Here is a 13,255-nt window from a genome sequence, read left to right on the forward strand (position 1 = left end):
CCACAGGATCAACAAGACCATAGCAATAGCGGCGAGGAGAAAGCCTCTGCGGCCTTCGAGAAGCTTGGACTTGGCGGCGGGAATTGACATCGGCTTGCCTCCGGGTCAGGCGTTGGGGGCACTGATCAGCGCGAGCGTGTGGCGCGCGATCATCAGTTCCTCGTCGGTCGGAATGACATGAAGCGCGACGCGGCTCGCGGCGGTCGAGATCAGCGCAGCGCCCGCCTCGTTTGCCGCCGCGTCGACTTCGGCGCGAAGCCAGGCGAGACGCTCGGCGATCCGTGCGCGGATCGGCGCCGAGTTCTCCCCGACACCCGCTGTGAAGACGAAGGCATCGACCCCGCCGAGGGCCGCGGCAAGCATGCCGGCGTTGAGGCTGCAGCGGTGCACGAAATGGTCGATCGCGAACGAGGCGCACGGATCGGCGCTCGCCAGAAGCTCGCGCATGTCGTTCGAGATGCCGGAAAGACCCTTGAGGCCGGCATCGTGATAGAGGAGGCCCGAGACGGCCTCGGCACTCATGCCCTTTTGCGAGATGAGGTAGAGCACGACGCCCGGGTCAATCTGGCCCGGCCGCGTTCCCATCGGCAGTCCATCGAGGGCGGTGAAGCCCATGGTGCTTTCGACGCTGTGGCCGTCGCGTAGCGCGCACATCGAAGCGCCGCTCCCGAGATGCGCGACGATGACCTTGCCGCGCGCCGCTTTGGGCGCGATCTCGCGCATCCGCTCGGCAACATATTCGTAGGAAAGGCCATGGAAGCCATAGCGCCGCACGCCTTGATCATAGAAGGATCGAGGCAGCGCATAGCAGTCGGAATGCTTCGGATGTCCGCGGTGGAAGGCCGTGTCGAAGCAGGCGACCTGCGGCACATCGGGATTGATCTCCATGGCGAGCCGGATCGGCGCCAGATTGTTCGGCTGGTGCAGCGGTGCGAGATCCTGATAGCTGGCGAGACGGTCGAGCACTGTCGCGTTGATCAGCACAGGCTGCGCATAGTCGGGCCCGCCATGGACGACGCGGTGGCCGATCGCGCACAGTTCGAACCCCTCGAGCGTCAGCAGCCATTCGCGCGCTGCCGCGATTGCGGAGGGAAGGTCGCGAACGGTTTCCGCGGCATAGCTCTGATCGATCAGGACGGCCCCATCGGCATCCTTTGCATGTAGACGGGGTCGCGAACCAATGCCGCCGATCTGGCCGCGCACCTGCCGCGTCAGGATCGCCTCAGCGACGCCGAAGACCTGAAACTTCAGGCTCGATGAACCGGCATTGACGACGAGGATCGCGTCCATGGCACTAGACCCCCGCTACTTGTGTTGCACGCCGCCGGGCGGCGTAAAGCGCGGCAATGGCGCAGGAAGCGAGGCGGGTTCGCACCGAATCCGCCCGCGAGGTCAGCACGATCGGCACGCGGGCGCCGAGGACGATGCCGGCCGCATCCGCATGCGAAAGGAAGGTCAGGTTCTTTGCGAGCATGTTGCCGGCCTCCAGATCCGGCACGACGATGATCTGGGCGTGGCCGGCAACTGGCGACCTGATGCCCTTGATGCGGGCGGCCTCCGGGTCGATCGCATTGTCGAAGGCGAGCGGCCCATCGATAAGGCCGCCGGTGATCTGGCCGCGCTCGGCCATCTTGCATAGCGCCGCTGCTTCGATTGTCGAGGGGATCTTCGTCGTGACGGTCTCCACCGCCGAAACGATCGCGACTCGTGGCTCTCCGAGTCCGATCGTCACCCAGAGATCGATCGCGTTCTGCACGATGTCGCGCTTAGCTTCCAGATCCGGGAAAATGTTGATGGCAGCATCCGTGATGAAGAGCGTGTCTGCATGGCCGGGGACATCCATGACGAAGACATGGCTGATCCGCCGATCGGTCCTGAGACCGGTGGCGGAGGCGGCGACCTCGCGCATCAATTCGTCGGTGTGCAGGCTCCCCTTCATCAAAAGCTCGCCCTTGCCTTCACGAATGAGCGCAACCGCCTTGGCCGCTGCGGCATGACTGTGCGGTACATCGACGATCTCGATGCCGCCGATTTCGAGCCGATGCTCCGCCGCCACATAGCGGATCTTCGCTTCCGGCCCCACGAGTATCGGCTTGATCAGCCCCATTTCCGCCGCTTCAAGCGTCCCGCGCAGCGAGGTTTCGTCACAGGGATGGACAACGATCGTAACCGCGGGCGTTTCGGCCTGCGCGGCTGCGATTAGGCGATCATACTTCGACGGCACGCCCGTCAGCGCGGTAACCTCGGACACTGCGAAACCTCCACAAGGTCGATCAGGACGTCTTACGTTCGCGTGCGGTCTTGCGCGCCACAAAGGGCACCGTCTCGCTGCCTAAGGCGAAGAGCGTCTCGATGCGTTCCAGCCGCTCGGCGGCGCCGCCGGTCACGGCTCCCGATGCTGCCAGCACCTCCCGCAGAACGTTGAAGGCGGAGCGGCGTTCCTCGAGGTCTTCCGGCAGCAGTTTCGGGATTGCTGAGAGGGCAGCGTCCTCGTCGATCAGCAGTATGAAATACTGCTTGCGCAGCAGCGCCTTGAACGCTGGAAGCGACAATTGGCTCGCGGTCGGATGGGCGCGACGCAGCCTGCGGATTGCCTCGAAGCCCCGCTCGTCGGCACCGCCGCGCGCTTTTCCGACGAACAGCAAGGCCCTGGCAATGGCTTCGCGTAGGCCGCCTTGGGCGATCTCGGCTCTGAGTGAAGCGATCCGCGTTTCGACGAGCGCTTCGTGCAGATGGCTTTTGGCCGGTTTGCGCAGGCGGTCGGATTTGCTGTCGATGCCGAGCGCGGCCTGCAGCACCGGCGAGCCGTAGACGGTGCGGAATGTTTCCTCCGAAAGCCGTTCCACCGCCTGGCGCCAGGCCTCAAGACCGTTGACGATCTGTTGCGACATGTTTTCCTGTAGTGCGAGGAGTGGGTTCTCGGGGGCTGCTGGCTTTCGATTTTCGTGGGCATGCTCCGCGGCGGTCTGGACCCAGGCCATGAAGGGATTGCTCGGCCCGAAAAGCTCGTATTGCAGGCGTAGCGGATGCACGCGGCGCATCGCCTCGGCAAAGGTCGGCGTGACCATGGCCCGGACCGCGGGCTGCAGGAAGGTTCGGTAGAGAGCGAGGTTGACCTCCGAGAGCTTCGCCGCCGCGGCAAAGCAGTGTTCATCCTCGATATCATTGCCACCGAGGGAGCGGATATCGTCCAGGGTTCGCGCTTCGCAACGCATCACCCACTCACCGGCAACCAGGGCCCTGCCCTCCACGACCTCGCTCGCAGGCTCAAGCACTGCCTCGTAGAGGCCGGGCGGTAGCACGTCGATCAGATCGATGTTGGACGCGAACTCGTCGTGTTCTTTCCGGGCGACCCCGGCCGAGACGAAGATGCCGAGATGGCCGATCTTGTCGTGCACGGCGTAGACGATCGTCTGGCCGTAGGCGCGGATCTCGTCGACGCTGTCGTAAAGATCGAGGATCCAGTCGAGCGCCTGCTGTGGCGGCGTGATGTTGTCGGCCTTCGAGCAGAAGACGACGATCGGAGAGCGAATGTTGCGTAAGTCGATGGCGGTGCCATCGGAGGTGCGGATTTCGCCCGCGGCGAGCTTGTTGCCGACGAAGAGTTCATCGACGATGAACTGCATCTCCTCGGCGTTCAGCGTCACATGGCCACCCCACCAACGCTCGAAGGCGAGGTAGCGCTCGGGCTCCGTGTCTATCTTCGAGTAGAGATTGTACTGCTTGCTCCAGAGGGTATTGGCGGGGTTCTGGTTCTCGAAATTCTGGACGAGCCAGGCGCCGTCGAAAAGGCCGCCGCCGAGATCGCCGGTGAGCGCCGTCAGCCAACTGCCGCCGAGCAGGCCACCCGAATAGCGCATCGGATATTGTCCCCTGACGCCGGCCCAATAGGAAAGCGGCGTGCCGGCAATGATGATCGGACCGAACAGGTCCGGGCGCAGCGATGCCAAGATCATCACCGCCCAGCCCGCCTGGCAATTGCCGATCACGCAAGGCTTGCCGTCGGCGTCCGGATGGCGGGCGATGACCGTCTCGAGGAAGACCGCTTCGGCGCGGGCGATGTGTTCGATCGTCTGGCCGGGAACCGGCTCGGGGAGGAAACCGATGAAATAGCAGGGGTGGCCGGCCTTCATCGCCACACCGATCTCGCTGTCGGCCTTGAACCCGCCGATGCCGGGCCCGTGGCCGGCGCGCGGGTCGACGACGACGAAAGGTCGTTTCAGCAGGTCGACAACGATGCCTTCGGGCGGGACTATCCGGACGAGCGCGTAGTTGACCGGCTTATCAAGCTTGCGACCGTCGACGACAAGTTCTGCGTCATAGTTCAGCACGTGCGGAGCGGTCTGCGCAGCGTGTTCCTCGTACTGCTCACCACGCTGGCGCATGACGTCGAGAAACAGGATGGAACGCTGCCAGGCATCGAGCGAATAGGCGAATGCGTCTGCAAATGACGGGATGGTCGGCTGAGGCATACGGTCTACTCCTCGGCTTGAACGGAGGGCGGTCCCAGTCTCTGATCGCACATACAGCAACGCTGCCTTTCGAGCATTGATCTCTGTCAAATTCAGGCGAGCCGAATGCGCTTCCGGGGCCGCTGAGTGCGATGGGCGAGGCTTCATTGACATACCCGATCCACCTGGGATCGGTTCCGCACTGCAGCATCCACTGGGCAACGCTGTCGGGAAGCGCTCTGGCAACACGCCTATATTGGCGAAATCAGCTCCCCAGAACGTCGCCTTTCGCCGGAGCAAGTGTTCATATTGATTGCAGTCAATGCCGGCCGTTTTTTTTTAGCTTATCATTTCGTTCGGCGAGAGACATCTTTCCGCAGAGACTCGTTTCATGCGGGATTCGTCGAACGGGGAGGATTCGCCACTAGACGGGGAATCTCGATGAGCCACGCTTGAGATCGTCGCTGGGCTGACTGGAGGCAGGTTTAACTTGAGGGCTCCCTAATGAGAGCGGCGCCCTTACCGGAGTTTGATCGATATGCTTGTCAAGGATGTGATGACGACAAAGGTCATCAAACTGTCACCTGACAACAGCGTCAGACAGGCAGCCAAGCTGATGTTCGAGCATCACGTAAGCGGCATTCCTGTCGTTGACGACGAAGGGCGGTTACTTGGCGTCATCAGCGAGGGCGACCTGATCCGCCGGACGGAACTCTGCAGTGAAGCATCCGCCTTGATGGTCGACATGACACTTGCCCCCGATGACAGAGCCAACGCCTTTGTGAGGCGGTGCTCGTGGAGAGTCGGCGACGTCATGACAGCCGAACCCGTTACCATCGACGAAGATGCGTCCCTTGCGCGTGTCGCAAGGCTCATGCAGGATCGTGGCATCAAGCGCATCCCCGTCATGCGGAATGGAGAACTGGTCGGCATCGTCAGCCGCGCCGACCTGTTGCAGGCAATTTTTTCGGCTAAGCAAGACGAGACGGCAGCCGGCGACGAAGCCATTCGACGCAGCATCCTTGTTCGCCTCGGCGAGAACACTGGTCTGGAAGGGTCAAATGTGACCGTTACGGTAACCGAGGGGATCGTGCATTTTTGGGGCAAGGTCGAGCCGGCCGCTTGCCGGAAGGCAGCGCGCATCCTCGCTGAAGGCGTTCACGGCGTTCGGGGCGTGGTAGAGCATTTCCCAGATCCTTATCCCCATTAGCTCGCCCACCTGATCAATACCGACCCCGAGAAGCGTCGCTGAAATCGTACGAGATGAAGGGGAATGGAAATGGCACAGTTGATGAAGGCGGCCGTCGTTCGGCAGTTCCGCACACCGCTCACCCTCGAGGACATGGAGGTCCCAACTCCTCGATCGGGGCAGATACTCGTGAAATATGAAGCGACCGGCGTGTGTCACACCGATCTGCACGCCGCGAACGGCGATTGGCCCGTAAAGCCGAGCCCGCCTTTCATTCCGGGGCATGAGGGCGTCGGCTTCGTCTCTGCCGTGGGCGCAGGCGTAAAACGAGTGAAGGAAGGTGACAGGGTTGGAGTGCCCTGGCTGCACACCGCCTGCGGCTATTGTCCCTATTGCCGGACCGGTTGGGAGACCTTGTGCGCGTCGCAGTCGAACACCGGATACTCGGTGAATGGCACGTTCGCGGAATTCGGGTTGGCGGATCCCGACTTCGTCGGCAACCTTCCGGATGGATTGGAGTTCGGAGCGGCTGCCCCCCGTTCTCTGCGCGGGGGTTACTGTCTACAAGGGGCTGAAAGAAACGGAAGTCCGTCCCGGTGAGTGGGTAGCCGTCTCGGGTGTCGGCGGTTTGGGCCACATGGCAGTGCAATATGCGAAGGCAATGGGCATGCACGTCGCCGCCGCCGATATATTCGAGGACAAGCTCGCCCTGGCGAGGCAACTCGGCGCCGACATCACGGTCAACGGCAAGGCAGACGATGCCATTGAGCAAGTGGCAAAGGCCACGAACGGCGGCGTTCATGGAGCGCTTGTAACCGCGGTCTCTCCCGCCGCGATGGAACAGGCCTTCGGATTCATGCGGTCGAAGGGCACGATGGTCCTTGTCGGCCTTCCCCCCGGGATGATTTCCCTGCCTGTGTTCGAAACAGTCCTGAAGCGCATAACCGTGCGTGGATCGATAGTGGGCACCCGCCAGGACCTGGAAGAATCGCTCATCTTCGCAGCAGAGGGCAAGGTGACGCCTCATTTCTCCTGGGAAAGCCTGGAGAGCATCAACGACATCTTCCATCGCATGGAAGCAGGCAAGATCGACGGCCGCATAGTCATGAGACTGCAGTAGCGTTGCATGACAGGATTTTGACGGGGAGGCTCCGATGGCTTCGGTTGAAACGGCAGTGATGAACGAAACAACATCAGGCAAGTCACATGGAGCGACCGCGCTGTCGTCAGAGGAGCTTCGCCTGATGGACGCCTACTGGCGGGCTTCGAACTACCTCTCGGTCGGCCAGATCTACCTGCTCGACAATCCCCTGCTGCGAGAGCCGTTGAAACGTGAGCACATAAAGCCACGTCTGCTCGGTCATTGGGGAACGTCCCCGGGCCTGAACATGCTCTACGTGCACCTCAACCGGATCATCAAGCGCGACGATCTCAACATGATCTACGTCATCGGTCCGGGGCATGGTGGGCCCTCCCTGGTGGCGCATGCCTATCTGGAGGGGACGTACAGCGAATTTTATCCGGACATCGGCGAGACCACCGAGGGAATGCAGCGGCTCTTCAAGCAATTCAGCTTTCCCGGCGGCATTCCTAGCCATGTCGCCCCGGAGACCCCCGGCAGCATTCACGAGGGCGGCGAGCTCGGATATGCGCTGAGCCACGCCTACGGGGCGGCATTCGACAACCCCGACCTCATCGTCGCCTGTGTCGTTGGCGATGGCGAGGCTGAGACAGGACCTCTCGCGACCGGTTGGCAAGGTAACAAGTTCCTGAATCCGGCGCGCGACGGCTGTGTTCTGCCAATCCTGCACTTGAATGGATACAAGATCGCCAATCCGTGTTTCCTCGCCCGCATCCCCCACGATGAATTGCGGAAATTCTTCGAGGGCATGGGTTACAAGCCCTATTTCGTTGAAGGGCATGAGCCGGACAACGTTCACCAGCAATTGGCCGCTGTCCTCGATACTGCCGTCGCCGAAATTCGCGAGATCTGGGACGACGCCCGCACCAGAGGCAATCTGAAACGCCCCGCGTGGCCGATGATTGTTTTCCGTACGCCCAAGGGCTGGACATGTCCCTCAGAGATCGACGGCAAGAAGTGTGAAGACTATTGGCGATCGCACCAGGTGCCGATGGGCGAGATGGACAAGCCGGAGCATATCCTCATCCTCGAGCAATGGATGAAAAGTTACCGTCCGGAGGAGCTTTTCAATGACGATGGGAGGCTAAAGCCGGAGCTGGCTTCGCTGGCGCCGACCGGACGTCGTCGAATGAGCGACAACCCTCACGCCAATGGTGGGCTGCTGTTGCGCGACCTCAAGATGCCCGCTTTCCGGGACTATGCGGTGGATGTTCCACGCCCCGGAGCCACGACGGTGGAAGCCGCGCGCCTCATGGGCAAGTTCTTGCGGGACGTGATGAAGCTCAACATGGACAGCCGGAACTTCCGCCTGTTCAGCCCCGACGAGAACAACTCCAATCGATGGCAGGATGTGCTCGAGGTCACCGATCGTTGCTACATGGCCGAGATCTTTCCCGAGGATGATCATCTCTCGCCGGATGGCCGCATCATGGAGGTCCTGAGCGAGCACCAGTGTCAGGGTTGGCTCGAGGGCTACCTGTTGACGGGCCGCCATGGATTCTTCTCCTGCTATGAAGCCTTCATCCACATCATCGACTCGATGTTCAATCAGCACGCCAAGTGGCTCAAGGTGTGCAACGAGATACCGTGGCGCCGGCCGGTCGCCTCCCTGAACTACTTCCTCAGTTCCCATGTCTGGCGGCAGGATCACAACGGGTTCAGCCATCAGGATCCCGGGTTCATCGACCACGTCGTGAATAAGAAGGCGGACGTAATTCGCGTCTACCTGCCGCCGGACGCCAACACGCTCATTTCGGTGACCGACCATTGCCTGCGCAGCCGCAATTACATCAACGTTGTGGTCGCCGGCAAGCAGCCGGCTCCGCAATGGCTGACTATGGAGCAAGCCGTGCGGCATTGCAGCATGGGTCTTAGCATTTGGGATTGGGCGAGCAACGACAGGAATGGCGAGCCCGACGTCGTCATGGCCTGTTGCGGCGACGTCCCGACGCTTGAGACATTGGCTGCGGTCCAGTTGCTGCGCGAGCACCTTCCTGAGGTGAAGGTGCGGGTCATCAACGTCGTCAACCTGATGAAGCTGCAGCCGGCGGAGGAGCACCCGCATGGTCTTTCGGACCGGGACTTCGATGGCCTCTTCACCAGGGACAAGCCGATCATCTTCGCCTTTCATGGCTATCCCTGGCTGATTCATCGACTGACCTATCGCCGGACGAACCATGGGAACCTTCACGTGCGCGGCTACAAGGAAGAGGGCACGACGACGACGCCGTTCGATATGGTTGTCCTCAACGAGCTCGATCGCTTCCATCTCGTCAGCGACGTCATCGATCGGCTGCCCCAGCTCGGTGCACGGGCTGCCTATTTCAAGCAAGCCATTCAGGCAAAGCTGATCGAGCACCGGGAATATATCGAGAAGTATGGCGACGACATGCCGTCGATCAGCGGATGGCAATGGGGCGTCAAGGGAACGGAGCAAGTGCGGGGAGCGACATCCACGGGAGGCGATAATGCCTAACTGCGACAGGAGCTCCGTCCGCATCGATTGAAGGATCGGTCTGATGGCCCGATCGATTGACGAAATTGAAGACGCCAGTGCTGCGCATCCCGTGGGCGCGCGCCCCGACACCACCTTGCTTTCGAACGGCCGATACAGCCTGCTCCTGACGGAGTCTGGTGCCGGCTCCGCATCTTGGCGCGGCCTCGATGTCACCCGTTGGCGGGAGGATGGCACCCGAGATTGCTGGGGTCAGTTCTGCTACATCCGTGACCTTGGCGACGGAAAGGTCTGGACAATCGGCCCGCAGCCGATTTGTCGCGCGGATGCGGTTTACGACCACCGCTTTCGCGGCGACCGCGCCGAGTTTTGCTGTTCGGCGGGGGACATCGACATCTGGTCGGAGGTCTGCGTCGCAACGGATTGTGATGCTGAAGTGCGTTTGCTTCGACTGTTCAACAGGGGCACGACCGCGAGAGAACTTGAGCTCACGAGCTATGCTGAAATCTGCCTCAATAGTCGACGCGCCGACAGTGCACATCCGGCTTTTGCCAAGCTCTTCGTCGAAACGTGGTTCGACGCAGAAACCTCCGCATTGTTCGCCCGGCGTCGACCACGCAGCGCATCGGAGAATGCGATTTGGGCCATGCATATTTCCGCATCAAACGCAGACGGCCAGCCTTCGGTTGAGTACGAGACGGACCGCAACAAGTTTCTTGGCCGAGGACGGACGCCGTCAAACCCCATCGCACTGGAGCCTGGCAAGGGCCTGTGGGCCACGACGGGGCCCGTGCTCGACCCCGTCTTCAGCCTGCGCAGAAGAGTGCTTCTGAAACCCACGGGCACGGAGCGTATCGCATTCGTGACGGGCGCGGCGGACAGTGAAGTGGAGATAGCCGCCATCGCAACGCGGTTTGCAAACGTCGATGCCGCGGGCCGGGCGCTGTCAGATGCGTTCGAAAACTACGCCAAGGAACGCGCGTCTTCTAAGCGCTCCCCGGACAAGGTGGCCGCCTACAACCAACTCGCAGGAAGCCTGGCATTCTTTGATTCCGGCTTTCGAGACCCCGGCGCCCGCGGCCAAGAGCCGCTGAGCACGGGGAACCTGTGGTCGGTGGGGATATCCGGAGATCTTCCGATTTTGTTGCTGCGCATCGACAAGATGAACACAACCCCGATCGTCGAGGAGGTTATCGACGCTCATGCCTTCATCACCAGCCGTGGGCTTCCCTTCGACCTAGTCCTGATCGACGAGAGCGGCGTGACCGAAACGATGCAGATAAGCGACAAGGTAAGAGATGAAGTGGAGGGCGCGCCTAGCGGCCCCGGAGGCGTTTACTTCTTGTCCGCGTCCGATGTATCAAGCGCCTCAACGAATGCCATCGCTGCCGCGGCACGCGTCGTCCTTTGTTGCAGCCGCGGATCGCTTGCCGATCAGCTGGAGCCGAAGTCGACGGTGAAGCTCCCGGCTTCGAAGCACACTGAGACAAACTTCCGTGACGCTCCTGAGAAGCAAAGCGCGACTGCACGGACCGACTTGCTTTTCTGGAACGGTCGCGGCGGATTCACTCAGGATGGACGCGACTATGTGATCGCAACGGGCGGCGGGGCAGGGACACCAACGCCCTGGTGCAACGTGATAGCCAATCACGAGTTAGGCTGCCTGACCAGCGAAAGCGGCCTTGGCTATAGCTGGGCGGGCAACAGCCAATCGAACAGGCTCACGCCCTGGTCGAACGATCCGGTGTCGGATCCCCCGAGTGAGATCATCTACTTGCGCGATGAGCAAACCGGAGAGTTCTGGACGCCGACGCGCTTGCCTCTGGGGCAATCTTCGACGAGCAGCGTGAGACATGGGCAGGGTTACAGTCGCTACGAGAGCGTTGGCAGGCTTCTGCACCTGGAAATGACGGTGCATGTCCCGGTCGCGGAACCGATCAAGATCGTCCGCCTCGCCATCCGCAACGAGGGAACGGGAACGCGCGCTCTTACCGCCACTTATTACGTCGAATGGGTGCTCGGTACGTTGCGTGAGAACGCTTCCGGGCGAGTGGAATGTGAATTTGACACCAAGACGGGTGCCGTCATTGCGCGGAACGTCTGGGAAAGTGATTTCTCCGGAAAGCTGGCATTCGTTGCCTCGAGCGCGCCGCTGCGGTCGTTTACCTGCGACCGGCGCGCGTTCCTCGGCAGGAACGGCTCCGTGTTTGGGCCGGTGGGACTGGAGGGCTCCAATCTCAGCGGCAGCGTCGGATCCCTCATCGACCCCTGCGCTGCGCTCATGGTCGAGGCGTCGGTTCCCCCCGCCGAAAGCGTCGAAATTGTCTTCGTGCTCGGTCAAACAGATAGTCTCCATGAGGTCCGCCGGCTCGTCCGTGAACACGCCCGGCCAGAGAGTGCCCGAAACTCTCTGGCAATTGTCTCCCGCCAATGGGACCGGCTGCTGAGCTCGGTCACCATTCGAACGCCCGACACAGCCTTTGACCTCATGATGAACCGCTGGCTGCTTTATCAGGTACTCTGTTGCCGCATCTGGGCGCGAACGGGCTTCTATCAGTCAGGCGGCGCATATGGATTTCGCGACCAACTCCAGGATGTGGCGGCCCTGGTGCATTGCGCGCCCGATGAAGCGCGCGCCCACATCCTTCGAGCCGCTGCGCGTCAATTCACGGAGGGTGACGTTCAACACTGGTGGCATCCTCCGTCGGGCGTCGGGGTACGGACTCGCATGACCGATGACCTCTATTTCCTGCCCTACGTCGTCCAGCACTACATATCGGTCACAGGGGACTACGAGCTTCTGAGCGAGCGGGTTCCTTTCATTAAGTCGCCGCTGCTAGCCGACGGCCAGGAGGAGAGTTTCGGCGTTCCGCAGGTCAGTGGGGAAAGCGGGACCATTTATGAGCACTGTTGCCGCGCACTGGATCGGGGTTTTCGGCTCGGCAGCCATGGACTTCCGCTCATGGGAACGGGCGACTGGAACGACGGCATGAACAAGGTGGGCGCCGGAGGTAAAGGCGAGAGCGTGTGGAACGGGTGGTTCTTCCTGACTGTGCTCAGGTCGTTTGCCACCATCGCATCAACGGAGGGCGACGAGGAACGGGCGGCGTGGTGCCGCGAGTCCGCCGAGGCGTTACGCACGTCGTTGGAGACCCAGGCCTGGGACGGCTCCTGGTATCGCCGGGCATATTTCGACGATGGTACTCCCCTTGGCTCCTGCCTGAACGACGAGTGTCAGATCGACGCCATCCCTCAGGCCTGGGCGGTCATCTCCGGTGCCGCAGATGCCGAACGCGCTTCCGAGGCAATGCGGGCGGTTTGGGAGCGGCTAGTTCGTCCCGAGGACAAGCTGATTCAGCTTTTCGATCCACCCTTTGATAAGGGGACGCTGCAGCCGGGTTACATAAAAGGCTATGTGCCGGGAATTCGAGAAAATGGCGGGCAATATACCCATGCCGCCGCCTGGGTCGTGTGGGCCACCGCCTTGCTGGGGGATGGCGACCGGGCGTTTCAGCTCTGGAGCATGCTCAATCCCATCAATCATGCCCGTTCTCCCGACGACATAGAGCGTTACATGGTCGAACCCTATGTTGTCAGTGCCGACGTCTACGGTGCGTTTCCGCATACTGGCCGCGGAGGCTGGACCTGGTATACGGGATCGGCCGGTTGGCTGTATCGCGTCGGTCTGGAAGCTATTCTCGGCATCCGCCGGGAGGAAGGCCATCTTTTCGTCGAGCCGTGCATTCCGGCGCAATGGCCCGGGTACGAGGTGGACTTTCGGTATGGGGCGGCTACCTATCACATCAGAGTGAGCCGGGATTCCGAAGCCGGCGGGAGGCCGCGCCCGCTGACCCTTGACGGCGAGCACCTTCCTGGACGGAGCATTCCACTCGTGGACGACGGACGAGACCACGACGTCCGCCTGGCGGTCGGCTAGCCATGTCGGAATTGCTGTCGACCGATCCTGACCTAAACCGGATGCCGACCGATCAGGATCTCGCTCGGCTGCAGTTCACGAC

General features: G+C 61.7%; 6 protein-coding genes and 1 pseudogene. 4 read left to right on the top strand and 3 right to left on the bottom strand.

Annotated features, from left to right (window positions below):
- Positions 1–105: 105 nt before the first annotated feature.
- From QN219_RS20735 to QN219_RS20745, 3 genes are read right to left on the bottom strand one after another with little or no spacing between them, the layout of a single operon-like run.
- Complete coding sequence (locus QN219_RS20735) at positions 106–1,290, bottom strand: acetate/propionate family kinase (RefSeq protein WP_284001764.1); 1,185 nt, start codon at positions 1,288–1,290, stop codon at positions 106–108.
- Between the two features lie 4 nt (positions 1,291–1,294).
- Positions 1,295–2,251 (bottom strand): phosphate acetyltransferase, encoded by a 957-nt coding sequence (locus tag QN219_RS20740; protein ID WP_284001766.1) that lies wholly within the window; start codon positions 2,249–2,251, stop codon positions 1,295–1,297.
- Positions 2,252–2,273: 22 nt separating this feature from the next.
- Entirely contained in the window at positions 2,274–4,472 is a 2,199-nt protein-coding gene (locus QN219_RS20745; RefSeq protein WP_284001767.1) for a DUF3141 domain-containing protein, read from the bottom strand.
- Positions 4,473–4,989: 517 nt separating this feature from the next.
- On the opposite strand from QN219_RS20745, the gene QN219_RS20750 reads away from it, so the two are divergent.
- The 4 genes and pseudogenes from QN219_RS20750 (at position 4,990) to QN219_RS20765 (ending at position 13,173) form a co-directional block, all read left to right on the top strand.
- The gene (locus tag QN219_RS20750; RefSeq protein ID WP_284001769.1) at positions 4,990–5,661 is read left to right on the top strand and encodes a CBS domain-containing protein; all 672 of its coding nucleotides are present in this window, start codon (positions 4,990–4,992) and stop codon (positions 5,659–5,661) included.
- A 69-nt stretch (positions 5,662–5,730) separates the two neighbouring features.
- A pseudogene (gene adhP / locus QN219_RS20755) lies at positions 5,731–6,760 on the top strand (alcohol dehydrogenase AdhP).
- 34 nt (positions 6,761–6,794) lie between these two features.
- Positions 6,795–9,257 (top strand): phosphoketolase, encoded by a 2,463-nt coding sequence (locus QN219_RS20760; protein ID WP_405052179.1) that lies wholly within the window; start codon positions 6,795–6,797, stop codon positions 9,255–9,257.
- A 43-nt stretch (positions 9,258–9,300) separates the two neighbouring features.
- A complete protein-coding gene (locus tag QN219_RS20765) occupies positions 9,301–13,173 on the top strand; it encodes a GH36-type glycosyl hydrolase domain-containing protein (RefSeq protein ID WP_284001771.1) in 3,873 nt (1,290 codons plus the stop codon).
- The last annotated feature ends 82 nt before the right edge of the window (positions 13,174–13,255 follow it).

The sequence above is a fragment of the Sinorhizobium sp. 8-89 genome (assembly GCF_030124325.1).
Classification (GTDB): domain Bacteria; phylum Pseudomonadota; class Alphaproteobacteria; order Rhizobiales; family Rhizobiaceae; genus Sinorhizobium.